The 23,481-nt window shown below is 73.1% G+C and carries 20 protein-coding genes; 9 read left to right on the plus strand and 11 right to left on the minus strand.

Annotation, left to right across the window (positions count from 1 at the left end; all coding sequences use genetic code 11):
* The first annotated feature begins 30 nt into the window (after positions 1 to 30).
* Positions 31 to 474: a MarR family winged helix-turn-helix transcriptional regulator gene (locus ACVCAH_RS17890; RefSeq protein WP_447137283.1), complete on the plus strand. Its 444-nt coding sequence runs from the start codon at positions 31 to 33 to the stop codon at positions 472 to 474.
* A 24-nt stretch (positions 475 to 498) separates the two neighbouring features.
* On the opposite strand, the gene ACVCAH_RS17895 is transcribed toward ACVCAH_RS17890, so the two are convergent.
* Both ACVCAH_RS17895 and ACVCAH_RS17900 read right to left on the minus strand, forming a co-directional pair.
* Positions 499 to 1,323: an LLM class flavin-dependent oxidoreductase gene (locus ACVCAH_RS17895; RefSeq protein ID WP_447137284.1), complete on the minus strand. Its 825-nt coding sequence runs from the start codon at positions 1,321 to 1,323 to the stop codon at positions 499 to 501.
* Positions 1,324 to 1,373: 50 nt separating this feature from the next.
* Positions 1,374 to 2,147 carry a PPOX class F420-dependent oxidoreductase gene (locus ACVCAH_RS17900; protein WP_447137285.1) on the minus strand — a complete coding sequence of 258 codons (774 nt, stop codon included), beginning with the start codon at positions 2,145 to 2,147 and terminating at the stop codon, positions 1,374 to 1,376.
* A gap of 98 nt (positions 2,148 to 2,245) precedes the next feature.
* Between ACVCAH_RS17900 and ACVCAH_RS17905 the strand changes: the two genes are divergently transcribed.
* The gene (locus tag ACVCAH_RS17905) at positions 2,246 to 2,614 is read left to right on the plus strand and encodes a VOC family protein (protein ID WP_447137286.1); all 369 of its coding nucleotides are present in this window, start codon (positions 2,246 to 2,248) and stop codon (positions 2,612 to 2,614) included.
* Between the two features lie 21 nt (positions 2,615 to 2,635).
* A complete protein-coding gene (locus ACVCAH_RS17910; protein ID WP_447137287.1) occupies positions 2,636 to 2,998 on the plus strand; it encodes a VOC family protein in 363 nt (120 codons plus the stop codon).
* A gap of 101 nt (positions 2,999 to 3,099) precedes the next feature.
* Here ACVCAH_RS17910 and ACVCAH_RS17915 read toward each other — a convergent pair whose 3' ends face one another.
* Both ACVCAH_RS17915 and ACVCAH_RS17920 read right to left on the minus strand, forming a co-directional pair.
* Positions 3,100 to 4,347: a hypothetical protein gene (locus ACVCAH_RS17915; protein ID WP_447137288.1), complete on the minus strand. Its 1,248-nt coding sequence runs from the start codon at positions 4,345 to 4,347 to the stop codon at positions 3,100 to 3,102.
* A 113-nt stretch (positions 4,348 to 4,460) separates the two neighbouring features.
* Positions 4,461 to 4,943 carry a WapI family immunity protein gene (locus ACVCAH_RS17920; protein ID WP_447137289.1) on the minus strand — a complete coding sequence of 161 codons (483 nt, stop codon included), beginning with the start codon at positions 4,941 to 4,943 and terminating at the stop codon, positions 4,461 to 4,463.
* A 144-nt stretch (positions 4,944 to 5,087) separates the two neighbouring features.
* On the opposite strand from ACVCAH_RS17920, the gene ACVCAH_RS17925 reads away from it, so the two are divergent.
* The gene (locus tag ACVCAH_RS17925; RefSeq protein WP_447137290.1) at positions 5,088 to 5,672 is read left to right on the plus strand and encodes a hypothetical protein; all 585 of its coding nucleotides are present in this window, start codon (positions 5,088 to 5,090) and stop codon (positions 5,670 to 5,672) included.
* A gap of 85 nt (positions 5,673 to 5,757) precedes the next feature.
* Here the strand turns inward: ACVCAH_RS17925 and ACVCAH_RS17930 are convergent, their stop codons facing one another.
* Positions 5,758 to 6,903 carry a hypothetical protein gene (locus tag ACVCAH_RS17930; protein ID WP_447137291.1) on the minus strand — a complete coding sequence of 382 codons (1,146 nt, stop codon included), beginning with the start codon at positions 6,901 to 6,903 and terminating at the stop codon, positions 5,758 to 5,760.
* A 265-nt stretch (positions 6,904 to 7,168) separates the two neighbouring features.
* Here ACVCAH_RS17930 and ACVCAH_RS17935 point away from each other — a divergent pair, with 265 nt between their 5' ends.
* Positions 7,169 to 7,312 (plus strand): hypothetical protein, encoded by a 144-nt coding sequence (locus tag ACVCAH_RS17935; protein WP_447137292.1) that lies wholly within the window; start codon positions 7,169 to 7,171, stop codon positions 7,310 to 7,312.
* Positions 7,309 to 9,582: a helix-turn-helix domain-containing protein gene (locus ACVCAH_RS17940; protein WP_447137293.1), complete on the plus strand. Its 2,274-nt coding sequence runs from the start codon at positions 7,309 to 7,311 to the stop codon at positions 9,580 to 9,582. The genes ACVCAH_RS17935 and ACVCAH_RS17940 overlap by 4 nt, the downstream gene beginning before the upstream one ends.
* Positions 9,583 to 9,629: 47 nt before the next feature.
* Here ACVCAH_RS17940 and ACVCAH_RS17945 read toward each other — a convergent pair whose 3' ends face one another.
* The gene (locus ACVCAH_RS17945) at positions 9,630 to 12,872 is read right to left on the minus strand and encodes a S8 family serine peptidase (protein WP_447137294.1); all 3,243 of its coding nucleotides are present in this window, start codon (positions 12,870 to 12,872) and stop codon (positions 9,630 to 9,632) included.
* Between the two features lie 1,327 nt (positions 12,873 to 14,199).
* On the opposite strand from ACVCAH_RS17945, the gene ACVCAH_RS17950 reads away from it, so the two are divergent.
* Positions 14,200 to 14,988, plus strand: coding sequence for a DUF2637 domain-containing protein (locus ACVCAH_RS17950; RefSeq protein WP_447137354.1), 789 nt, complete (start codon positions 14,200 to 14,202; stop codon positions 14,986 to 14,988).
* Between the two features lie 57 nt (positions 14,989 to 15,045).
* On the opposite strand, the gene ACVCAH_RS17955 is transcribed toward ACVCAH_RS17950, so the two are convergent.
* Complete coding sequence (locus ACVCAH_RS17955) at positions 15,046 to 17,388, minus strand: acylase (protein ID WP_447137355.1); 2,343 nt, start codon at positions 17,386 to 17,388, stop codon at positions 15,046 to 15,048.
* Between the two features lie 154 nt (positions 17,389 to 17,542).
* Positions 17,543 to 18,286 carry an MBL fold metallo-hydrolase gene (locus tag ACVCAH_RS17960; protein ID WP_447137295.1) on the minus strand — a complete coding sequence of 248 codons (744 nt, stop codon included), beginning with the start codon at positions 18,284 to 18,286 and terminating at the stop codon, positions 17,543 to 17,545.
* 165 nt (positions 18,287 to 18,451) lie between these two features.
* Here ACVCAH_RS17960 and ACVCAH_RS17965 point away from each other — a divergent pair, with 165 nt between their 5' ends.
* Positions 18,452 to 20,005 (plus strand): gluconokinase, encoded by a 1,554-nt coding sequence (locus ACVCAH_RS17965; protein ID WP_447137296.1) that lies wholly within the window; start codon positions 18,452 to 18,454, stop codon positions 20,003 to 20,005.
* A 45-nt stretch (positions 20,006 to 20,050) separates the two neighbouring features.
* Here the strand turns inward: ACVCAH_RS17965 and ACVCAH_RS17970 are convergent, their stop codons facing one another.
* Complete coding sequence (locus tag ACVCAH_RS17970; protein WP_447137297.1) at positions 20,051 to 20,335, minus strand: putative quinol monooxygenase; 285 nt, start codon at positions 20,333 to 20,335, stop codon at positions 20,051 to 20,053.
* A 136-nt stretch (positions 20,336 to 20,471) separates the two neighbouring features.
* Between ACVCAH_RS17970 and ACVCAH_RS17975 the strand changes: the two genes are divergently transcribed.
* Entirely contained in the window at positions 20,472 to 21,743 is a 1,272-nt protein-coding gene (locus ACVCAH_RS17975) for a serine hydrolase (RefSeq protein WP_447137298.1), read from the plus strand.
* Positions 21,744 to 21,745: 2 nt separating this feature from the next.
* Here ACVCAH_RS17975 and ACVCAH_RS17980 read toward each other — a convergent pair whose 3' ends face one another.
* Entirely contained in the window at positions 21,746 to 22,498 is a 753-nt protein-coding gene (locus tag ACVCAH_RS17980) for a hypothetical protein (protein ID WP_447137299.1), read from the minus strand.
* 105 nt (positions 22,499 to 22,603) lie between these two features.
* Positions 22,604 to 23,362 carry a MerR family transcriptional regulator gene (locus ACVCAH_RS17985; protein ID WP_447137300.1) on the minus strand — a complete coding sequence of 253 codons (759 nt, stop codon included), beginning with the start codon at positions 23,360 to 23,362 and terminating at the stop codon, positions 22,604 to 22,606.
* Positions 23,363 to 23,481: the final 119 nt, after the last annotated feature.

Raw genomic sequence — 23,481 nt, forward strand, 5'->3', positions numbered from 1 at the left:
GAGCTTTTGCCGGTTGGAGAGGGTGGATTTGTGACGGACGAGACGCTCGATCGCCTCGGCGGAGCCCTCGGCGAGCTGCACCGGGCGCTGCGCCGGCGGGCCATCCAGCGGGCCGGCCGGGTCGCCCTGCCCGACGCCCAGGTGGAGGTGCTGCGCCTGGTGCAGCGGCAGCCGGGGGTCAGCGTCCGGGAGGCCGCCGAGCGGCTGCGCATCGCGCCGAACACGGTCAGCACGCTGGTCGGCGAGCTGACCGGCGCCGGCCTGCTGCGCCGGGAGCGGGACCCGGCCGACCGGCGCAGCGTCCGCCTGGAGCTGACCGACGCGGCGCGGGAGCGGATCGCCGCGTACGCCCGGCACCGGCGGGACCTGCTCAGCGCCGCGCTGTCCGAACTGGACGGGCCGGAGCGGGAGGCGGTGCTCGCCGCCGTACCGGCGCTGGGCCGGCTCGTCGACCGGGTGACCGAGCAACGCTGAGCCCGGGCCGGCCGGCGCCTGGACTCAGCGGGGCGGGCCGGCCAGGATCCGTTCCCGGGCGGCGTCCACGCCGCCGCGCCACCAACCCATGGCCTCGATCCACCAGGTCAGCCCGGCGGCGGCGTAGGGCGCGATGATCGGTTCCGCGTCCTGGGGCGACGTCCAGCCTTCGAGGACGACGTCGAACCCGTCCAGCGATCCTCGCTCGGCGGCGACGAACCGTACCGCGTCGGCGAAGTCCTCGACCGGCACCGGAACGTCCCGGCCCGCGTCGCGGAACGTAGCCACGACTCCGTCCCACCGGGCGGAGCGGCGGAAGCCCGGACGGTTGGGCCAACGGCCGGCGCACCACACGGGTACGCGCGGCTGCTGCACCGGCGTCGGCAGCATCCGCACCCGCTCACCCGACGGCATGGTCACCTCCCGGCCCGACCACAGGGCTGTGAGCTGCTCCAGTGACTCGTCGAGGCGCCTGCCGCGGGCCCGGAGGTCGGGGTCTTCACCGAAGGCCGCGTACTCGAGGTCCATCGACCCGATGCCCGCCCCGAAGACGAGCCGGCCGGCGGCGAGCGTGTCCAGGGTGGCCGTCTCCCGCGCCACGATCTGCACCCGCCGCCGGGGTAGCGCGGTCACCAGCACCCCGAGTCTGATCCGGGAGGTCCGGGCCGCGATCGCGGACGCGACCACGACCGGGTTCACCACCGGCCAGTCCGGGTCGTGGTAGAGCACGTGGTCCCAGAGGAAGACGGCGTCCCAGCCCTGCTCCTCGGCGGTGACGGCCAGCTCGACCAGGGTGGCGGCATCGGCGAAGGGCCCGACGTTGGGTAGACCGACAGCGAATCGGGGCATCGCCCAACCCTAGCCAGGGTCCGCCTCGCGTGGTGGCCACGCTGGCGGGCTCAGTCGGCCCGCAGTTCGAAGTGGACGGTGCGGCCGGTGCGCCTTCGCCCGAGCCGGTGAGTGAGGGGTACGAGCACCCCGTGCAGCAGCGGGTACTTGCGGCGCAGCGCGCGGGCGGCCGCGGCGTACTCGGGGCCGGTGAGTCGCCGGGCGGTGGCCGGCACCGCTGGGCCGGTCGGGGTGCCGCGTCCCGTCGAGGCGGCCACGGTGACCGCCGGGTTGTTCCGGATCCGCCGGGTCTTCCAGGCGCGTTCGAAGCTGCGCACGTACGCCCGCTCGCCGCGGACGACGATGCTCACCGGCGTGGCGACCGGGGTCCCGTCCCGGCGGTAGCTGGTCAGCGCCACGGTCTTCTGCCGGGTGAACGGCGCCCACGGCGGTGCCGGTTCCGGCTCGACCCGGCCGAGCACCCAACCGAGTTCGCGCGAGCGCAGCACCAGGGCCCACCCCGCGACCAGCGCGAAGGCCGCGATCAACGCGGTCTGTCCGGTGGCGCCGCCGATATTCCGGTCCATGACGTGCGAGGCGGTGTGCGCGACCGCCCCGACCAGGTAGCCGGCGAGGGCGACCGCCAGCCCGTCCGCCCAGATCAGGGCCAGCAGCAGGGTGGCCCCGATGCCGAGTTGGAAGGCGCCCACGTCGTGCACGAAGTGCCGGTTCGGGGGGAAATCGACCGCGGCGCTGAACGACTCCGGCGCGGTCAGCGCCCAGACTCCGATCACGACGGCGGACAGACCGAGCAGGGCGACGATGCCACGGACGATGCCTCTCATGCCCTCCTGACGGAACGGGCCCCGGTGAGGTGACATCGCCTGTGTCACAGCCCGGCGTTAGGTTACGACCGACGTCCGCTGCGGAGGAGGCAACGGCGATGATCGACCACCTGTCCGTCCAGGTCCGCGACGTGGCCGCCAGCGCGGCCTTCTACGACGCGGTGCTCGCCCCGCTGGGTGGCCGGCGGTTGCTGGAGTTCCCGAACGTCGTCGGCTACGGCGTCGACCGGCCCGATTTCTGGCTGGGCCCGACGACCACCGGGGGCAGCGCCCGCGAGGTGCACCTGGCGTTCACCGCGCCGGATCGCGGCGCCGTCCAGGCGTTCCACGACGCCGCCGTCGCGGCCGGCGCCGAGGTGCTGCACGCTCCCCGCGTCTGGCCGGAATACCACCCGAGCTACTTCGGCGCGTTCGTCCGGGATCCGGACGGCAACAACGTCGAGGCGGTCTGCCACGCCCCCGAGTGATCCGGCGTTAGGTTGACGGGCATGGAACAGCGGATCAGCCTGATCACCCTGGGGGTCGCCGACGTGGCCCGGGCGCGGGCGTTCTACGAGCGGCTCGGCTGGCGCGGCCAGGAGATCGAGGAGACGGTCTTCTTCCAGGCCGGCGGCCTGGTGCTGGTGCTGTGGGGCCGGGCGAAGCTGGCCGCCGACGCGGGCGTCGACGACGACCCGGGCGCCGGCGGGTTCGGCGGCCTGACGCTGGCCCAGAACCTCCGCTCCCGCGAGGAGGTCGACGACCTGCTCGCCGCGGCGGCGGCCGCCGGCGCAACGGTGACCCGCCCGGCCCGGGAGACCTTCTACGGCGGGTACGCCGGCTGTTTCGCCGACCCGGACGGTCACGTCTGAGAGATCGCCTGGAACCCGGGCTTCCCGCTCGGCCCGGACGGCACCATCACCGTCCCCGACTTCGGCGCCCCGGCCTGAGTCAGCCGGCTTCGCGGCTCCGGTCAGGAACTGGGCGACGGGCAGAGCAGCCCGTTCACCAGCGGTAGCTCCAGCGGGTCCAGGCAGAGCGTGATCAGGGCGGCGGGATCCGACGACGGCGGCGCCGTGGTCGGCGGTGGGGCCGTGGTCGGGGGCGGCGCCGTGGTCCGCGGTGCGGTGCCCGGGGCGGGAGCCCTGGTCTGCGGCGGTGCGGTGGTCGGGGCCGGGGGCGGCGGGGCGGCCGGCCGGTGCGCCCCGGCTGCTGGCCGAACTGCAACGCCGGGGTTCTCGGGCGCGGTCGGCTGCTCCCCCGTGCCGCCGGTGGGCCGGGGCGCGGCCGAGCCGGTGACCGACGCCGCCGTGCCTCCGCCCGGCGGCTCGCCGGACGTGGTCGGGGCGGTGTCGCCCGAAGGCACCGCGTCGGGCGCGGCGGCGAAGCCACCCGCCTCCGCCCGGTACGGCACGCCCGGCTGCTCCGGCTCGATGGCGCTGGCGGCCAGCGTCGCGAACGCCACCGCGGCGACGGCGGTGGCCATGGCCGCTCGCCGGTCCCGCCGCAGCGCGGTCAGCGGGGCCTGGGCCGGCGCGGCCACCGGCGGCGGCACCGGCCGCGCGCGCTGGTGGGCGTCGAGCAGGTCGTCGACCTGCGCGGCGACCGCGGCGCGCTCCCCGGTGGCGGTGGCGAAGGCCAGGGTGAGATAGAAGCGGAAGTTCACCGCCGCGGTGGTCGGCACCAGCAGCCCGGCGAGCCGCCCCCCGTCGGTGGCGTGCAGCAGGGTGAGCGGCACGTCGGGGTGGTGTGCGGGCCCCACCAGGTCCGGGTAGGTCCACTCGCGCCGGTGCTCCCGCCCGGTGAAGGCCACCCGGTGGTTGGTCACCACGGCCAGGCCGGCGTCGACAACCCGCACGCCCTTCGGCAGGGCCCGGTGCGGGGTGTCGGGGCCGGTCGCGGCGCCGGCCAGTCCGGGGGTGGGCAGGCCGGCGACGTGCCGGGCCTCCGCTTCGACCAGCTCGGCGGCGGGCAGCACCCGGTAGATGACCTCGTCGTCGGCGAGGTCCACGGGCAGCCCGGTTCGTGGCTGGGTGCAGCCGAGGAAGCTGGCGGCCTCGATCTGGAGCCGGATCAGTTGGTCGTGGCGTCGGAGCCAGTCCGCGGTCTCGGCGTCGTACGCGCGCCGCCGCCGGTCGTTCTCGCGCTCCGACCAGGTGATGCGCCAGCGGGACTCCGCCGCCGCCGGGAACATGATGATGGCCGGTGATTTCGCCGTCACGCCCGGTACAACCGCTTGTCTCACCTACAGGACACGCATGACGATCGATATATCCGCGTTGTTCCCGAAAGGAGAGAATTGACCCGACGGGGGCGTGGAACCGGCCGTGCGGCCTAGAAGATGACCCGCCGGGGGTACCCCTCGGCCTCCCGCGCCCACTGCTCGGCTGCCGCCGCCAGCGCGTCGGCCGAGACGGTCAGCGCCAGCGGATACACCGCATTGAGGGGGCGCCGCGGCATCCACGGCGGCAGTGACTCGTAGGAGAACTCGACGATCAGTTCCACCCGCCGGCGCCGGATGACCCGGCTCCGCAACGTCAGGTTCGGCTCGATGAACCGCACCACCGCCGGCGGCGCCGCCGGGTCCACCGCGGACTCGGCCCGCCACCGCAGCCAGCCGGTCAGCGCCTCCGCCTCCGCCACGGTGAGGCAGGGCTCCAGGTGCGACCACGCCTGCCCGTCGGCGGTGCGGGCGTCCGTCTCGATGAGCAGCCAGTCGTCCCAGCCCTCGTCGGGATGGACCGGCGGCTCGACGCCCGGCTGGTAGCCGACCGGGCGGATCCTCACCCGGGCGCCGTCGTCGGAGCGGATCTCCATCCGCCCATCATCTCGGACATCAGGCCGCAATCAGGGCGATTTCCCCGGTCAGCGTCACCGGCCAGCCCCTCAGGATCGCGGGTCGGGGGCCGGTACGGGTAGTCCCCGATGCCGCCAGGCTGCCGCCGCGGCAAGGCTGGGGACATGACGACAGTCCACCCCCGGACCACCACGAAACTCGTACCGACCGCGGCCCTCGGCGCACCGACGCTCCTGCTGCTCTACGGCCTGTTGCGGCTGGTCGACGGGCTGGACGGCCACCATGGACCGGGCTGGGCCTGGAACGTCGGGCACACCCTCTTCCTGGTGGCGTTCGTGCTCTTCGCCGTACTCCTGCTCGGGCTGCGGCGACTGCTGCGCCAGGCCGCGCCACGGCAGCGACCGCTCACCGAGGCCGCGACGGCGCTCGGGCTGGCCGGCGCGGCCGGGTTCCTCTGGGTGATCCTCGGCGACCTGTTCCCCCGGCTCTCCGACGCCGCGCCGCTGCCGGACCCGGCCGTGGCGCTCGGGCCGCTGCTGTTCCAGGTCGGCATCCTCACCCTGCTGGTGCAGGCCGCGACCGCCCAGCCGCGGCTGCTGCCGGGCTGGAGCCCGGTCCTGGTGCTGCTCGGCTTCCTGCCGATCGCGGTGAACCTCGACCTGCTGCCGCTCGGCGCGGCCCTCATCCTCGGCGGCCTGCTCCCGCTGCAGCGGCTCACCGAGCCTCGCCCTGGCGAACGTGATACCTGAGAGTCATATTGATGCCTCAGAGTCATCACGGCGGCCGAAGACAGGTGGCCGGCGGCCCGACACGCGGGAGCCGGCCGGCGGCCGGTCAGGTCCAGACGGTGCGGCGCACGCCGCGGTGCTCGGCGCAGGCGGCGCGCTGCCCGCCGGTCAGGCTGACCGAGCCGTCGCGGCACTGCACCAGGTAGCCCCGCCCGGCCCAGAACTGCGGCGCGCAGTCGAACCAGTCGCAGATCTCGGCGACGGGCCGGCGGATCCGGTTGCCGCCGCAGAAGTCGTACCCCATCGGGTTGGCCGGCGCGCCGCAGAGCCGCTCCCCGGACGCGGTCTTCGACGGCGCCGGGGCGGGCGGGGTGCTGCGCTTCGGTTTCGGCTTGGGTGCGGCGACCGGCGGTACCGACGGGCCCAGCCGGGGGACGCCGGTCGGCGCGGGGGCGGCCGCGACCGCGACCTCGCCGCGGCCCGGGTCCGACGGGTCGGATTCGATCAGCGCGGCGGGCACCAGTACGGCGATGGCCGCGGCCACCGCCACGGTGCGGCGACCGCCGGGCAGCATCGCGCCGAGCCGGGCCTGCCCGGGCGTGGCGATGCCCGGCCGGATCGGCTTGAGCTGCGCGTGTTCGGCGATCAGCTCGTCGAGCTGGGTGATGACGGCGTCGCGCTGCTCGATCGCGTCGGCGAAGGCCAGGGTCAGCTTGAACCGGAAGTCCGCGGCGGCGTCGGCGGGCAGCATCAGCCCGGAGGTGCGCCGCCGGTCCAGCACCTGGATCAGCGTGACCGGGGCCGCCGGGTCGTGGGTCAGGCCGGTCATCCGGCCGTACGCCCAGTCGCGCCGGCCGCGCCCGCCGAGCAGCACCAGCCGGCGGTTGGTGATCACCGCCATGCCGGCGTCGGCGATACGGATCCCGTCGGGACGGCGGGGTCGCAGCGGCGCGGCGTCGACGGTGACGGTCAGGTCGGGGGCCGGGAGCACGCTGGAGTGCCGGACCTCGACCAGTTGCGCGGCGGGCAGCGCCCAGAGGACCACCTCGCCGGGGCCGAGCTCCAGGGGCAGCCCGGCGCCGGCCGCCGCCGACCCGTGGAACTCACCGGCGAGGGTACGCAGCCGGCGCAGTTCGTCGTCGCGTCGTCGCCATGCCGTCTCGGCGCCGTGGTACATCCGCAGCCGCCGATCGTTCTGCCGGTGCGCCCACCGGTAGCGCCATGTGGAACCCGTCGAATCAGTCCGTGCCACGCCGACTCCTTCGCCGCGCAGAACTACCACCGGGGTGTCACAGGTGTTAACTCCGGCGGCGTCCGGCGTGGACATGCCGCGTCGGGGGAATCACCCGATCGGCTGACCAGATCGGACCATAGGGCGGTTCTGCGGCATCAATTCATATTTCGGTCCCGGGGTGCACACCTCGGCGCGAGGCGGGCGGGGCACCCTTGCTGCCGCGGCGACGGCCCGGGATGTCGGCGAGACGTCGGCGTGACACGACCTGGGTACGATCTCCGGCATGCAGATCGAAGCCGCTGGCGTCGCTTCTGCCCTCGATTTGGAAGCGCTTCCATCCGCACCGGTGGCCATCGGTGTCCACCTGTCGAAGCGCAGGCGGCACCACGTCGCTCGGTTCCACCTGTCCGGCCCGACCATCCGATGACCGAACCGAACCGATTCGGCCTGCTGCTGCGGCGGCATCGCAGCGACGCCGGCTTGACGATCGAGGAGCTGTCCGCGGCCTCGCGGATCAGCGTCCGGGCGATCAGCGACATGGAACGCGGGCGTAGCCGGGTGCCGCAGCGGCGTACCGTCGAGGCGCTGGTACGGGCGCTGGGGCTACAGGATGGCGCGGCCACCGTACTGCGGGAGACCGCCCGCGCCGGGCGGCACGCCACCTGGCCGGCGCCGGCGTTGGCGCCGCCGCGGATCGTTGCCGACTTCACCGGCCGGGATCGCGAGCTGCGCTGGTTGGGCGACCTCGTCGCCCGCACCGCCGAACCACCCGACCAGCACGGCGCTCCGGTGGTCGCGATCCTGTCCGGGTCACCCGGCTTGGGCAAGACCGCGCTCATGCTGCAGGTCGCGGCCCGACACGCCACGTCCTTCCCGGACGGTGTGCTCTACCTCGACCTGCGCGGCCTGGACGATGATCCGCCACACCCGGCCGACCTGCTGCTGCGCCTGCTGACCGCGCTCGGCGTGGAGGAGACCCGGGTGCCCGGCGACGAGCACGCCCGAAGTGCCCAGTACCGGGCCTTGCTGCGCGAGCGGCGCTGCCTGTTGCTGCTGGACAACGCCGCCGACGAGACGCAGGTACGGCCGCTGCTGCCGGGTGCCGGGACCACGATGACGGTGGTCACCAGCCGGCGGGCCCTGGCCGGGTTGGAAGCGGTCGACCGGCTCCCCCTTGCGGCCCTCCCCACGGGGGAGGCGGTCGCGCTGCTGCAGCGGATCATCGGACCGGAACGCTCGGCCGCCGAGCCGGACGCCATGCTGTTCGGCCTCGCGCACGCCTGCGGAAACCTGCCGCTGGCGCTGCGGATCGCCGGCAACCGCCTGCTCAGCCGCCCGGACTGGAGTGTCGAGTACCTGGTGCGCCGGCTCGCCGGCCAGGACGACCGGCTCGACCTGCTGGTTGCCGGGGACCTTCAGGTCGCGGCACCGTTCATGCTCTCCTACCGGCAGCTGTCCGCTGCCGCCGCCCGTACGTTCCGGCGGCTGTCACTGCTTCCCGGCCCGGACGCCGGCCTGGACCTGGCCGCCCAGGCGGCCGGCCTGAGCGTCCGGGAGACCGAGCTGGCCCTGGAGGAGCTGGCCGAGCTCGGGCTGCTCCAGCCGGCCGGTGACGGCCGCTACCGGTTCCACGACCTCATCAGGTTGTTCGCCCGCGCACGGTTGGCCGCGGAGGAATCCACGCAGGCGCGGCGGCACGCCGCGGACCAGGTGGTCACCTGGCTGCTCGGCACCGCGGTCGCCGCGGGGCGGTGGTTCGAGCCGGAGCACGCCGGCGAGACGCGGGGCGGACCAGCCTCGGCCGAGGAGGCCAGCCGCTGGATCGAGCAGGAGAGCCTGAACTGGCTCGGCGCGCTGCGGGCAGCCTTCGCCGCGGGCCGGTACGCCGAGGTGATGGCAGTCGCGGACGCCATGCACTGGTTTTCCGACCGGTGGACGCACTGGGAGAACTGGCTGGAGGTGTTCCAGCTGTCGGCGGCCTCGGCCGAGGCGCTCGGTGACCCCCGCGGCCAGGCGATCCACCTGAACTACGTGTCGTGGGCGTACACCGTCTGTGCCATGCGTCCGGATCTGGCTGAGACGCCGGCGCGGGAGGCCCTGCGGCTGGCCGGCGCGGTTGGGGACCTCAGCCAGCAGGGGTGGTCGTGGATCTACCTGGGATCGGCGGCCAGGCGTCGTGGCGATGCCGGCCAGGCGCAGGCGGCGGCCCGGCAGTCGCTGCCGTTGTTCGACGCCGCCGCGGACTGGGACGGATACTCGCAGGCACTGTCACTGCTGGCCGGCAGCCTTGCTCAGGCTGGCCGGCATCGGGACGCCATCGAGCAGTACCGGCGGCTGGAGGCACTGCTGGCGGACCCGCTGCGGGCACCGTCCCCGACGGTCAGTGGGGTGACCGCGGGACACCTTCACCTGAACGTCGGCCTGAGCCTGCTGGCCCTGCGGCGGTGGGCACCGGCTGCGGCCAGCTTCCGGGTGGCGCTGCCCATGCTGCAGCGTTCGGGGGTACGGCAGAGCGAGGCGCGCTGCCGGCTCGGGCTGGGCACCACGCTCACCCGGTTGGGTCGGGCGGAGGAGGCCCGGGGGCAGCTGCGGCGCGTCGTGCGGATCGCCCGGCGGGTCGGGCCGGTGGACCTGGTGGACCAGGCCCTCGGCCGGCTCGCCGAACTCGATTCGCAGGCAGGCCGTGGGGTCCCCTGAGCAGCGGGGCCGGGCGATTGCCGCCCGGCCCCGCACACCCGCACCCGTTACCTGACCTGGTAGGCCCGGTAGACGGTGGTGGTGACCGTGTTCCCGTTGCTGTCCTCGGCAGTGGCGCGCAGCGACACGAAGCCCGACGCGGCCTTCGGGTGGGACACCGCGGCGGTGTACTGCCCACTCTTCTCCGCGGTCGGAACCGCCACCCAGGTGCGGCCGTCGTCGAACGACACCGACACCGTCGCTGACGTCACCCGGCCCGCGGTCGCCTGTTGGGCGAACGTCAGGGGGATGGTCAGGCTGCTGCCCGCCCGGGCGCTGTTGTCCAGCGCCAGCGCCGGCCGGAACCCGATCGAGGTCAGCGGTAGCGCCCCCGCCTGGTCGGCGGAGGTGGTGAAGGTCCACTCCGTCTCCATCCGGCGAGCCAGCCGGTACGGGTCAGGCAGGTCGAACGCGTAACGCATCCGGTAGGTGGTCGGCTCGACGGCCACGTCCCAGTTGCCGTACAGGTAGTCGAAGGTGCCCACCAGCGTGTCGCCCCTGTGCAGGGTGACCTGGTGGTTGGTCATCGTGTACGGCAGGCCCACGTGGCCCTCTCCGTCGGTGTAGCCGTTGAATGCGGCCCGCACGGTGTTGCCCTGCCGCACCGCGACCGGCGAGCCGGGGTACACCGGGATCAGGGTGGTGTTGAGCGCCGCGCCGTTCCAGCGCTCGGTGTAGTGGCGGCCGGCCCGGTAACCGGCGTCCTGGGTCTGTTCCAGGTCGAGAATCCACAGGTCGTCCGCCGCGGTCTTCTCGAGAAGATGCGAGCGCCACGACACGTCGCCGTTGTAGAACTCGGTACGCCGCCCGGGCGTCGCCACCGGCGGCAGCTGGCTGGTCAGCATGTACCCACCGCCGGCCAGGTCCGGGTCGGGGGTGCTGTTGCTGCGCCAGGCCACCACGCCGGTCGCGTTCTGCGCGTACTCGGCGTGAACCGTGGCCAACTCGCGCCGCGAGACGTGCTTGACCAGGCCGGTGATGAAGGAGCCCTGCACCCGCCAGCCCAGCTGGTAGACGTCCGGTGCACTGCTCTTCTCGGCGGGGCCCTGGAAGACCGCGTGCACCTGGGTGGTAACGCCCGGCAGATCGGTCGGACCGACATCCGCGGTGAGGATCGTGTCCAGCTCACCGGAGACGCCGGCGTACGTCAGGATCGGATCGGCCGTGCGCTGCACCAGCACCGAGGCGTCGTACGAACGGGCTTGCCGGTCCGGGACGGTGATGTCGAGCGGTCGTGCCTTGCGCCCGTCGAGCACCACCTCCTGGTTTCCGTCGGCGACGACCTTGTTGTTGGTCAGCAACGCGACCGTGCCGTCGGAGTTCTCGATGTAAGCCGAGACGTTCCAGGAGCTGTTCAGCGGCACCCGCACCGACTGGCTCGCCGCGTAGAACGTGTAGCTGGCGTAGTTCTCGGGGTCGGGATTGACCATCTCGATCAGCACCGTGCCGGGCGCGCCGCCGTCCTTCCCGATGGCGGAGATCGTCACGCCCGCCGCCGGCTCCTCGTGGTAGACGCTGAACGGCGTCTGCACCTTGACGTCACCGCCGGTGGCCACCAGGCGCCCGCTGTAGAGGCCGTACGCGGTGCTGGCACGCTCGTCCACGCTCACCTGGACGGTCGCGTCGCCGCCGGCCGGGATGGTCAGCGTCGTCGCGCTCAGCGTCAACAGCCCTGCTGGCGCGTTGCCGTCCAGCGCCAGGTCGAGCGTCACCGGCTGGTCGCCGCGGTTGTGGTAGGTCATGGTCCGCGCGGTGGGCTGCTCGGTGTGCGGCCACTCGAGCACGCCGACGCTCAGCGACGCCGGCGTGACAGTGACCGGCTGGATCAGCGCCTTGGCCACGTTGACGAAGCCGGCGCCCTGCGCGAAGACGTCGTACGACGCATTCGGTGACGCCGTCGCCATCAGCGCCTCCTTGACCTGCGTGGCCTTCCAGTCCGGATGGGCCTGAGCCAGCAGGGCGGCGGCACCGGCCACGTGCGGAGCCGCCATCGAGGTGCCGGTGGCGGCGAAGTACTGACCCGCCGGCAGGTGGCTGAGAGCGCTCGGCGACCGGGCGGCGGTGATCTCGGTGCCCGGTGCCCCGATGTCCGGCTTGACGCCGAAGTCACCGATCCGCGGGCCGCGCAGCGACGACCAGTTCACCTCGCCGGCCCTGTCGACGTTCGCCACCGACAGCGCCGCGTCGGCCGTCGACGGCGAGCCGACCCGGAACTGCCAGCCGTTGTAGTTGCCCGCGGCGATGACGAACAACGTGCCGTACTCGGCGGTCAGGTCGTTGACCGCCGCCTCCAGCGGGTCGACCCCGACCGAGTCGTCCCCGCCGAGGCTCATGTTGACGATGTCGGCACCGGACTCGGCCGCCCACTGCATGCCGGCCAGGATCGCGGAATCGGAGCAGCTGCCGTTACCTTCCACGTTCCAGCAGACCTTGCCGTCCAGCAGCGACGCGCCCGGAGCCACGCCCTTGTACTTGCCGTCCGAGGCGGCGCCGCTGCCCGCGATCGTGGACGACACGTGGGTGCCGTGTCCGTTGAGGTCCACGCCGGTCTCGATCTCGGGGACGAAGTTGCGCCGCCCCACCACCTTGCCGGCGAGGTCGGGGTGGCTGTCGTCGATGCCGCTGTCGAGCACCGCGACCTTCACGCCGGTGCCGTCGAACCCGGCCGCCCAGGCGGTCGGCGCGCCGATCATCGGGACGCTGGTGTCCAGCTTGGCCTTGCGGATGCCGTCGAGCCAGATCTTGCCGCGGGACAGCGAGGTCCGCGTCGTCTGCCAGGCCCTGGCCAGCTCGGTGGTCGGCACCTTGGTGGCGAAGCCGTCGACCGCGTCCAGTTCCGCGCCGGTGGACAGGCCGCGCACGGCGGTCGCGTCGGAGACCACCAGCGGCAGGTACGCAAGCTCGTCGAAGTCGAACTCGAGCAGGGCGGTGACGTTGAACAGCCGCTCGTCCAGCCGGTCCGCCTTCAGCAGGGGGATGGCGTCGGACGGAATGACGTAGTCGGCCTTGTCCCGCTGGAAGCGGACGAAGTGGACGCCGTCGCGCGGAGCGACGCTCACCTCCTTGCCGCGAACGGTGACCTGGTCGCCGGTGAACAGGGTCAGCTTGCGCGCGGGTTCCGGCTCGGCGGCCACGGGTGCCACCGGAGCCGTTGCCGGCGCGGGGTCGGCGGTGGCGGGCGTGACTCCGATGAATAGTGTGGCCAGCGTGGCGCCGAGTGTGCCGTACGCCAGTAAGCGGCGTTGTCGCATGGGGGTCGTCTCCACTTCGGTGCGTCGATCGGCGTGATCGCTCAATCCAGGTACATGGGTGTTCCGGATGAGTCCATCTGCACGTTTCGTAGCGGCGGCACCGTCGTGCCACAACGGTTTCGCCGGCGGTGGCGGTCACCGGGATCGGCGACGTTCGCCCAGCTCAGAGCGAGGATCCGCGAAGTCGGATGTGACATTCGTCGCGCCGATGGACGCATTTTCCGCAGCAACTTCTGCCTGTTGTTCTGCCGGAGCTCAGGTCGAGCACGAACATGCGTGTGCCGGTCCGCACGAGTCGCTGTGCCCGGAGCGTCGGTCGTATGTGCGACGCAGGATCGACGACTGGTGCCGGCGCAACTGCCGCCGACGAGCGCCACAGGGACGTCCGCGCCGATCGGCCTGGATCGGCGGCTCCGCGGCGCTGGTCGTCTCGGCGGTCGAGTTCGTCGCCCTCCTGCTCCGTCCCGGACACCCGGGAGATCAGCGGTGCACGCTCCCCTGCTGCTCACCGATGTCCACGACACCGATCGCCGTCGTGGACCGAAGCAGTGACGAGGGCGTTCTCACGGATGTGAGCCGCGAAGTGCGATGAGGGACGGATCCGTGACCGCCGACTGACCAACGGCGGGGACCACCTACCTGTCAGCACCTGACACGAGCTGGCACATCCCCGCGGGACGATGTCGGCGATCGTTCCGTACGCCGTGCTCGGCAGCCCGGCGTGATCGCGATGTTCGCCGTCTTGGACGGCAGACAACGGACCTTCGTTGATGCAGACCAGCTGAGGACGAGCCGCGCTCGTTTGGGTCCTCGTTTGGGTCCTCGTTTCCGTGCTCGTTTGGGTCCTCGTTCGGATCAGGGAGCCGCGGAGGCACCTGTCAGGGCCTTGACCTGCCCTGACAGGGGTCATCTGCCACGGTCGTTCGGCCCCGACTCCTTAACAGGATGGCCTCTTCCCCAGGGGAAACCCGCGGGATCGCTATCGGCGCCCCTGCACGTGTGCCCGGAGAGCAGGCTGACAGCCGGCCGGCGCGAGATCAGTCTTGACACCGCCACCGCATCGAGCGTCCATGGAGTGACCAGACAAACCATCCGTCGCTCGCGCTACCGCGCCAGCCGCAGGGAGGCCCAATGACCCGCGTCGCTCCACCGATCACCTACCCCGTACGAGCACGGGAGCCATATGCCCACAAAGACCCCGGCCGCTACGGCTGATCACCACGACCGCACCACAACGGCGACACCGACCCGAGCCGACCAGCACCCTCGACCTGACCAGCCCCACCCCGGCAGCCACCGGGTGGAAAGCCTCGTCCAGATCGTCATCATGCTCGCCATCGGCGCGGCCGCCGGCGCCGCGAGCTTCACCCACGTACGGAACGTGGCCGCCTCGCACGGTCAGAACGGCTGGCTGGGCTGGGCTGACGCAGTCGTGTTGGAACTGATGTCCATCGCAGCCGGGTTGGAGATCCGACGCCGCAAGCGTCACCACGCATCCGCGGCCTTCCCGGTCGCCGTTCTCATCTGCGCCGTGGCACTGTCCATCGCCGCCCAGGTCGTCGAAGCCGAAGCCTCCGTGATCGGGTGGATCGCCGCGGCACTACCTGCTCTCGGCTTCCTCGTCATGGTGAAGATCGCCATGGGTCACGCGCCCGTGGCCCATCCGTCGACCACTCACCGGACAACCGACCCCGCCTCGCCACCTGATGTCTCGTGCAGCAGCCTGGCAGTCCCCGCGAGTTCGGTGACGTCGTCCCGTACCGCCTCGCCGTCGTCCCCGTCCCGCAGGTCAGCCCGTGATCGTCCCCGGACGGGCCTTGACAGGGACGATCACCGTCACAATGCGGCAGTCCGTGAGGCCTCCGGGCGTCCCCGGTCGGGACGCGTGCGCGCCAGCGCGGGTGCGGTCGAGCCGGACAACGCCAGTGAGCTGTTGCTGACCGCCGCCCGTCAGGCCCGGACCAGGCTTGTTAGCGAGGGCCGTCCCCTGACCCGCGACACGCTCGCCGATCAGCTCAGGCTCAACGGCCACGCGGTCCGCAACTCCCGGGTGTCCGAGCTGCTGGCACACCTACGGCAAGAGCAGATCGAAACGGGCAAGCCTGGCAACGACTGAACGCGTCGCGTCCGCCGCTGTAGCAACCGACGGACGCGGCGATGGCGGGTGAGCGGGTCAGTGCCGGCGGCCCTCCCCCACCCGGTAGGTACGCAGGTTCGGGTCGGCCCGCACCTGCGCCTCGGTGTACTTGACAGTGTCCCAGCCCTTGCCCGAGTAGAGCCGCGTCTGGTCGGCGTACCAGGGCGAATTCGGGTTGGTCGACTGCGAGTAGGTGAGGATCAGCCGGCCGGACGGGCCGTTCGGGCCCAGCTCGACGGCCATCACGAAGGACGAGCCGTGCACCACCTTCGGGTAGCCGACGCCGGGCCGCAGCGGGTTGATGATCATGTTGAAGATGCCGGCCTCGGCCGGTCCACCGTGGATCGGGATGCGCCGGTCGCCGCGCGGTTCGGTCTGGATGTCGCCGAGGCGGGCGTCCAGCGGGATGCCGGCGAGCCGGCGCACGGCGTCGGCGAGCGCCCGCAGCACCCGCGGGTCGGCGGTGGCCAGCCGGGCCGGGGTGTGCACCGGGTCGGCGGCGTCGAAGGCGTCGGCGAAGCGGATGCCGCCGGCCAGGGCGAACTCGGTGAACACGTGGGCGCCCCGGCTGTCGGTGTCCACCCGCAGGTCCCAGCGCCGCAGCGCGGCGCAGGCGTCGCGCAGGTCCACCGTGCTGCCGTCGGAGGCGGTGGCGGTCGGCTGGGCGGTGCAGAGCGCGACCAGGTCGTCGCGGACCAGTTCGCCGCCGTACGCGCGGTTGCCGAACACGGTCTGCCAGAGCCGGCCGGTGGTGAACCGGGTGCCCGGCAGGTCGTCGGTGCCGGCGAGGCGCCGCTGCACCTGGTCCAGCCCGAGCCGGGTGCGCAGGCTGCGCTGGGTGCGCTCGTTGCCGATGATCCGCGGGTAGCCCTCCAGCGGCGCGGCCGGGCTGGCCAGCCAGTGGCTGTCGTTGGAGTTGGTCACGTAGTCGGCGCGGAACCGGATCGGCAGGTTCGCCGGGCCGAGGATGCCGGGCACCACGGCGTCCGGGTCGGCGCCGAGCGCGCACGCCGACCGGGACCCGTCCAGGACCGCCTGGCCGCTGCTGGCGTAGAGCGGCTGGAAGGGCGCCGGGATGCAGGCGGCGGCGAGGTCGTCGGTGACCCGGGGCACCACCGAGTGGTCGGCGTAGAGCGCCTCGCCACGGGCGTCGGCGGCGATCACGTTGACCCAGGGCAGGAACTGGTAGCGGTCCAGCACGCGCTTCAGCTCGCGGACCGTCTTCGCCCGGCCCATCTGCAACCAGCCGTCGAAGGCCCGGTTGTTGGTGGCGTTGACGTCGGTGATGGCGTACGCGGCGTCGGCCGTCCAGTCGAAGGTGCCGGGCACCACGACCACCGGACCGTAGTGGGTGTCGTGGAAGGTGCGGCTGACCGGTACCGTGCCGCCGGCCGGGCCGGGCACCTGCACGGTGACCGTGCGGGTGGTCATCTTCCGCGGCCGGCCGTCGAGGTAGTAGGAGGTCGGGTCACCGGGCACCAGGGCGAGCCGGTGCCAGACGAACCGGCGGGCGGTGGAGACGGTGTGGCTCCAGGCGAGGGTGCGGTTGTGCCCGATCTCCACGATCGGGTCGCCGATCAGCGCGGCGCCCTCCACGTCGTAGCGGCCGGGCACCTTGAGGTGCATCCGGTAGAACCGCTCCGCGCCGTCCCACGGGAAGTGTGGGTTGGCCAGCACCATCCCGCCGCCGTGCGTGGTGGCCCCGGCGCCCAGGCCGTACGCGTTGCTGCCCACCCCGGCCGGAGCGCCGTCGGCGGCGGCGAGCACGGCCGCAGCGCCGGGCGCGTCCTGGGCGGCGGCCGGGCCGGTCGCGGTCGGCGGGGCGGCGGCGACGATGCCGTCGAGCAGCGCGCGGGAGCCGGCCCGGACCATGCTGGCCCAGGTGCTCCGCCAGAGATCCAGCTCGGTCAGCGGGCGCACCCAGGGTTTGGCCCGGCAGGCCGGGTCGGTGAGGCCGGCCGGGCCGCCGACCCGGCGCAGGTAGTTGTTGTAGCCGGCGACGAACCCGCGGATCTGGTCGCGGACGTCGTCGGACGGGGAGTGGACGCCGTCCCGGCGGCCGGTGAGCAGGCGCTCGACCGTACGGTCCTCGATCGCCTTGCGATAGAACAGGTCGCTGCGCACGTTCGGGTCCGTCGGCCCGGTCACCCCGAAGTACCGGGAGCGCTCGGCGTTGACCGTGACCACCTTCTCGGCGATGACGCAGAGGTTGTCCTCGGCCTGCACGTAACCGACACCGAAGCCGAGGCTGCCGAAGCTGTGCGCGGTGACGTGCGGGACGCCGTACGACGCCCGCCGGATCTCGGCGGAATAGCCCCACCCGTCGCGCTGCTCGCCGGCGGCCGGCGCCGCGCCGACGGTCAGCCCCGACACGACCATGCCCAGCGCGGCCACCGCGGCGCCGAGGCGAAGAGCTGGACCGGTCACGTGCATCCTCCCCGCCGGACGTCATCGTCCAGAGACATTCACGTTCCTCGGCATTCTCACCCCGGCCGGGCCGTCGCGTACACCCCCTGCCCTGCGGCAGCCTGGTTCAGGGGAGGTCGAGAACCAGGTCGGCGGTGGCGACGCCGATCTCACCGTCGTACTCGTCAGTGCCGGCGGCCAGGGTGGCCGCCGGGTCCGTGCCCGGCCACAGGTGGGTCAGCAGCAGCCGTCCGGCGCCGGCGTCGGCGGCCAGGCGGCCCATCTGCCGCGCGCTCGACAGGTAACGCCGCGAGTCCTCCGGCACCTGATCCACGTAGGTTGCCTCGGCCAGCAGCAGGTCCGCGTCACCCGCCAGGTCGACCAGGTCGGGGCTCGGACCGGTGTCACCGGTGTAGGCGAGAACGCGATCACCCGCGGTCAGCCGTACGCCGGCGTTCGGCACCCAGTGCGGCAACAGGAAGGTCTGGGCACGGAACGGGCCGATCTCGAGACGGCTGCCGACGGTGATCTCGTGCAGCGCATAGGCGTCGGCCAGCATCCCGGGGCGGTCCAGCGCCAGCACCGCGTCGAGCGCCCCGGGCGGCGCGTACACCGGTAGCGGCGCCGGCGGGTCGTCGCGCAGCGCTCGCGCCCGCAGCAGCGGGTTCAGGTCGGCGCAGTGATCGGGATGTCCGTGGCCGACGAACACCGCGTCGACCTGGTCCGCCGTGATCCATTCCAACAGCCGCGGCACCGTCGCGTAGCCGAGGTCGACGAGCAGCCGGAATCCGTCATGCTCCACGAGGTACCCGCTGCACGCCTGGCCCGCTTCCGGCCACGCCCCACACCCGCCGAGAACCGTGAGCCGCATGTCCGGAACCCTAGCGACCGGCTCGCAAGCTGTGGGGGAGCTCGCCGGCACGCGTCACCCTCGGTGCCGGGTCGCCGCCGGCTTTCGCCGTACGAGGCGGTCCAGGGCTGGGTAACGTCAGCCGCAGCCGGTGACGCCGGCGGCGGGCGGAAGGGGTGAGCGCCGGTGACCGAGACGGGTGGCCGTCGCGACGCGATGATCGCCGTCGACATCGGCACGGCCAGCGCCAAGGCGGTCGCCTACGACAGCCACGCCCGCCAGCTCACCCAGTACGGGGTCGCCTATCCGCTGGACGAGCCGCAGCCCGGCTGGGCCGAGCAGGATCCGCTGCGGGTCCACACGGCGGTCCTGGAGGCGATCGCGGCCGTGGTCGCCGAGCTGGGACGGCCGGTGGCCGGACTGTCGTTCAGCACCGCGATGCACAGCCTGATCGGCCTGGACGGCGACGGCGAGCCGATCACCCCCTCGATCACCTGGGCCGACGCCCGGGCCAGCCGGCAGGCCGAGCGGCTGCGGGCGGTCCCGTCCGGGCTGGCCCTGCACCGCCGCACCGGCACCCCGGTGCACCCGATGGCGCCGCTGCCCAAGCTGCTCTGGCTGGCCGAGCAGGAGCCGCAGCTGTTCGGACGCACGGCCTACTGGGTGAGCATCAAGGACTGGATCCTGCTGCGGCTCTGCGACGAGCTGGTCACCGACCACTCGGTCGCCTCCGGCAGCGGGCTGATGGACATCCACCGGCTGGCCTGGGACTCCGAGGCGCTCAGCATCGCCGGCATCACCGAGGCGCAGCTGCCCCGGCTGGTCTCCACCACCGCCGTGCTGCCCGGCCTGACCGCCGAGGCGGCCGAGGTGACCGGGCTGCCGCGACACACGCCGGTGGTGGTCGGCGCGGGCGACGGGCCGCTGGCCAACCTGGGCCTGGGCGCCGTGGCCCCGGGGGTGGTGGCCTGCTCGATCGGCACCAGCGGCGCGATGCGGGTGGTGGTGGAGCACCCGGGCGTCGACCCGCTCGGCGGGGTGTACTGCTACGCGCTGACCGAGCGGCGGTGGGTGGTCGGCGGGGCGATCAACAACGGCGGCGTGGTGCTCGACTGGGCCGGGAACGCGCTCGCCCCGGAGCTGGGCGAGGACGCCGAGGAGGAGCTGCTGGCGCTGGCCGCCCGCGCCCCGGTCGGCTCGGGCGGGCTGATCATGCTGCCGTACCTGCTGAGCGAGCGGGCCCCGCACTGGAGCGCGCTGCCGCGCGGCGCCTACGTGGGGCTGACCCACGGGCACCGCCGCTCGCACCTGGTGCGGGCCGCGGTCGAGGGGGTCTGCCAGCAGCTCGCGTTGGTGCTGGCGTCGGTGCGGGCGGCCGGCAACGAGGTGCACGAGGTACGGGCCAGCGGCGGCTTCGCCCGCAGCGGGCTGTGGCGGCAGATCCTCGCGGACGTGCTGGGCATGCCGGTGCGGTTCCCGGCCGGGCACGAGGGGTCCAGCCTCGGCGCGGCGCTGCTCGGCATGCAGGCGCTGGGGCAGATCGCCTCGGTCGACGTGGCCGCCGAGATGGTCACCATCGAGGAGACCGTCAACCCCGATCCGGCGGCGGCCGCCACGTACGCGACGCTACTGCCGCTCTTCTCCGAGTTGTACGACGCGCTGGTGCCGACGTTCACCTCGCTGCGCCGGCTGGCGCCGGGCCTGCCGCCGGAGCCCGTCCCCACGCCGCCGCCGCTGTAACGCCCGCCCAGGTGGCTCACCCGGACCGGTGGACGCGGCCGGAGGTCAGGGTGCCTCGACGGCGGAGATCCGATACTTGTGCACCTCGGCGCCGAGGATCGCTGCCGCCTGCCCCTCAGCGGGACCGGAGCCGCGGAAGGCGAGCAGCTGCTCGTCGGACTCCCAGCGCTCGTAGACGTTGATCCGCCCCGGCTCGACCGGGTCCCCGCTGATCGCGAAGTCGACGCAGCCCGGCGCGGAGCGCGCCTGCCGGACCGTCTCGACGCAGGACGCCAGGTAAGGGCCCCGCTCGGCCGGGTCGACGTAGAGGCTGCCGGCGACGATGAGCACAGTGGACCCTCCTCGGAACGGGGTGACGATTCAGTCATAGTCCCCCGGTGTGACACCGACGCGCCCTCGCCGCACCGGACGAGTGACGCCAACGCCACCGGCGCCGGCCGTCCGGGCAGCTCCTTATGGTACAAACGTGAGTAAAACCGGCAAGAAGGGCTCATCTTCCCGGCACGCACGGCGAGCCCTGTCGGCGCTGGTGGCGCTCGCTCTGCTCGGGCCGGTGGCGCCGGCGGCGGCCGACGGCGGCGGGCCGGCGGCGCCGCCCGCCGCGCCGCAGGCCCCGGCGGCCGCGCTGGCCTGGCTGGCCTTCCCCGGCGGGGTGTTCTCGGTGGACACCGTGGCGCGCACCGTGCGCTACCGGGCCTGCGACGGTGACACCGGTCGGGTCGCCGACCCGGACATGCGGGTCGCCCGCCGGGTTGCCAGCGGCGAGGTCACCGTCGGCGGTACGACCTACGTCTACGACATCCCCCTGGTCGGGCGCATCCCCGGCGTGGTGGAGGTGGTCCGCCCCGGCACCCGGCCGGCGGCGCTGGTCGGCGAGGTGGTCACCGACCCGCAACCGCCCACCGACCCGGTCGCCGGACGGCGGCTGCTCCCGCTCACCGGGCGGCTGGCCCGGGTGGTGGCCGAGTCCACCGCCAACCCGGCCGGGGTCGCCGTCCGCGACCTCTCCGGCCGGTACGGCGAGCAGCAGATCGCGGTCAACGGCACCTTCCGCCCCAAGGCCGCCAGCGTGATCAAGCTGTGGATCCTGGTCGAACTGCTGCGCCGGGTCGACTGCGGCCAGGTGTCGCTGGACGACGGGGTGCTGGTCACCCCGGCCGACGTGGTCGACGGCACCGGCGAGTTGCAGTTCGAGACGTTCCCGCAGGTGGTCACGGTTCACCGGCTCGCCGAATACATGATCATCTACAGTGACAACACGGCGGCGAACGTACTGATCGACCACCTGGGCGGGTTCGCCCCGGTCAACGCGCTGATCGACTCGATGAACCAGCGCGAGACCGTGCTGGCCCGCAAGATGCTCGACACCGAGGCCGCCCGGCGGGGCGAGGAGAACTACACCAGCCCGGACGACGTGATCTCGCTGCTCGGCGCGGTCTGGGACGCCGAGATCCTCACCCCGGCGACCCGCCACCTGATGATCGGCTTCCTGCGCGGGCAGACCCTGAACACCAAGATCCCCGCCGCGCTGCCGCCCGGCGTGCCGGTGGCGCACAAGACCGGGGACCTCCCCGACGCCTCGCACGATGTCGGCTACTACCTGATTCCCGGCGCACAGACCGCGGTCGCCTTCCTCACCTCGGCGCCGGTGACCAGCGGCGACGAGACCGTCCGCCGGCTCGCCCGCACCGTCTACGACTACCTGGTGCCGCCCGGCGACGGGGGGCATGAGGAGTGAGCTCAGGCCGCGCCCGGGATGTTGGCCGGCGGGTCCTCCCGCACCAGCTCCGCGGCCGGCTTCTGCACCGACACCGGCAGGCCGAAGTCGGCGTAGGCCATGTCCAGCCGCGCCGTCCGCCCCGGCTCGGCGGTCAGCTCGAGCTGGTAGCGGACCAGCCGGCCCTGCTCGTCGACGGTGGCGGTGAACGGCACCGCGCCGGCCCGGTCACCGAGCACCCCACCGACCCCCTCGCCGAGCACGTCGGCGCTGTCGCGCAGGTCGACGGTGCCGGCGTAGGCGCGTACCCCCGTCTGCCGGACCCCGGCCGGGGCCCGCAGGGTGCTGGCCAGCCGGATGTTGTCCAGGCCCCGGCCCCCGTCGGCGGGCACGTGCCACCAGGTGCGGCCGTCCCACTCCGGCACCCGCCGGTCCGGGGCGCTCACCCGCACGTAGACGTCCGTCCCGGTGACCAGCCGCTCGATCTTCACCTCGCCGGTGGGCACCTTCAGCGAGGTGGTCTCCAGGCCCCGCCGCGCCCGCGGGTCCCAGACCAGCACCGTGCCGTCCCCGTCCGCGCCGGTGCCGACGGTCAACCGGTACGACTCCCGCTCGACCCGGGCGGCGGCGTCGACCAGCACGCTGGCCGGGTCGGTGCCCGCCGCCGGCCGTCCGGTCTCCGACGGCGGCTCCGACCGGCCGAAGGCGGCCCAGCCGCCGACGACCGCGGTGGCGGCGAGGACGGCGCCGGCGGCGACCAGCTTGCGACGATTCACGGCGACGTCTCCTCCGGCAGGGGTGTTATGGGCCCGCCGGCGGATCACCGATCGACGCTCACGACAGTGCGGTCCGGCCAGCGTAGCCGGACCGCACCGGCGTGCTCACGCCCGGCTGATCGCGTTGGCGTGGATCGCCTCGGCCAGGTAGGCGGTCAGGCCCGGCGCGATGGCCTCGTAGTGCGCGGTGAACCGCTCGTCGGCCAGGTACATGTCGGCCAGGCCGGTGTGGATCTCGTACGAGCACTCGTAGAACCACCGGCTGATGATCTGCCGGTGCTCCTCGGCCAGTTCCGTCGCCTCCGGGCTGTCCGCCGGCGCGCCGGCGGACATCAGCGCCACGATCCGGCGGCCCCAGTCCTCGTTCTCGGCCTTGATCCGCAGCCAGTCCTCCTTGGTGTGGCGGGACACGCGCCGGTTCGACTCCCGGTACGCCTCGCTGCCGCCCCACCGCTGCTCCGCCTCCTCGGCGTGCGCGTCCGGGTCGAAGTCGCCGAAGACCTCGAACCGCTCCTGCGGGGTCAGTTGGATGTTCAACTTGCTCGCCTCCATCGCGAACTCGATCGCCGTGACCATCTCCTGCAACCGCTTGATCCGTACGGTCAGCAGCTCGTGCTGGCGGCGCAGGTGCGCCGCCGGGTCACTCGCCGGGTCGTCGAGGATCGCGGCGATCTCTTCCAGGGGGAATCCCAGCTCCCGGTAGTAGCGGATGAGCTGCAACCGCTCCAGGTCCGCATCGTCGTAGCGGCGGTAGCCGGTGCTGCTGCGACCACTGGGCGAGAGCAGACCGATCTCGTCGTAGTGGTGCAGCGTCCGCACGGTCACCCCGGCCAGCTTGGCCACCTGTCCCACCGTGTACGCCATGGTTTCCCTCCCTTCCGGAAACCAGGCTCCCGCCTGCCGCTACGTGAGGGTCAAGGCCGATTCTGCGACGCCGGTCACCCGGGCGCTCCGGCTTCGCCGGAGCGCGGTGCGCGGCCGGC

Source organism: Micromonospora sp. LZ34, from assembly GCF_052981855.1.

Excerpts from the sequence above, each read along its gene's own strand:
- ACVCAH_RS17895 (WP_447137284.1), bottom strand. The coding sequence starts at position 1,323 with ATGCCCCGATTCGCTGTCGGTCTACCCAACGTCGGGCCCTTCGCCGAT.
- ACVCAH_RS17900 (WP_447137285.1), bottom strand. The coding sequence starts at position 2,147 with ATGAGAGGCATCGTCCGTGGCATCGTCGCCCTGCTCGGTCTGTCCGCC.
- ACVCAH_RS17905 (WP_447137286.1), top strand. The coding sequence starts at position 2,246 with ATGATCGACCACCTGTCCGTCCAGGTCCGCGACGTGGCCGCCAGCGCG.
- ACVCAH_RS17910 (WP_447137287.1), top strand. The coding sequence starts at position 2,636 with ATGGAACAGCGGATCAGCCTGATCACCCTGGGGGTCGCCGACGTGGCC.
- ACVCAH_RS17920 (WP_447137289.1), bottom strand. The coding sequence starts at position 4,943 with ATGGAGATCCGCTCCGACGACGGCGCCCGGGTGAGGATCCGCCCGGTC.
- ACVCAH_RS17925 (WP_447137290.1), top strand. The coding sequence starts at position 5,088 with ATGACGACAGTCCACCCCCGGACCACCACGAAACTCGTACCGACCGCG.
- ACVCAH_RS17935 (WP_447137292.1), top strand. The coding sequence starts at position 7,169 with ATGCAGATCGAAGCCGCTGGCGTCGCTTCTGCCCTCGATTTGGAAGCG.
- ACVCAH_RS17940 (WP_447137293.1), top strand. The coding sequence starts at position 7,309 with ATGACCGAACCGAACCGATTCGGCCTGCTGCTGCGGCGGCATCGCAGC.
- ACVCAH_RS17945 (WP_447137294.1), bottom strand. The coding sequence starts at position 12,872 with ATGCGACAACGCCGCTTACTGGCGTACGGCACACTCGGCGCCACGCTG.
- ACVCAH_RS17950 (WP_447137354.1), top strand. The coding sequence starts at position 14,200 with ATGCTCGCCATCGGCGCGGCCGCCGGCGCCGCGAGCTTCACCCACGTA.
- ACVCAH_RS17955 (WP_447137355.1), bottom strand. The coding sequence starts at position 17,388 with ATGGTCGTGTCGGGGCTGACCGTCGGCGCGGCGCCGGCCGCCGGCGAG.
- ACVCAH_RS17960 (WP_447137295.1), bottom strand. The coding sequence starts at position 18,286 with ATGCGGCTCACGGTTCTCGGCGGGTGTGGGGCGTGGCCGGAAGCGGGC.
- ACVCAH_RS17985 (WP_447137300.1), bottom strand. The coding sequence starts at position 23,362 with ATGGCGTACACGGTGGGACAGGTGGCCAAGCTGGCCGGGGTGACCGTG.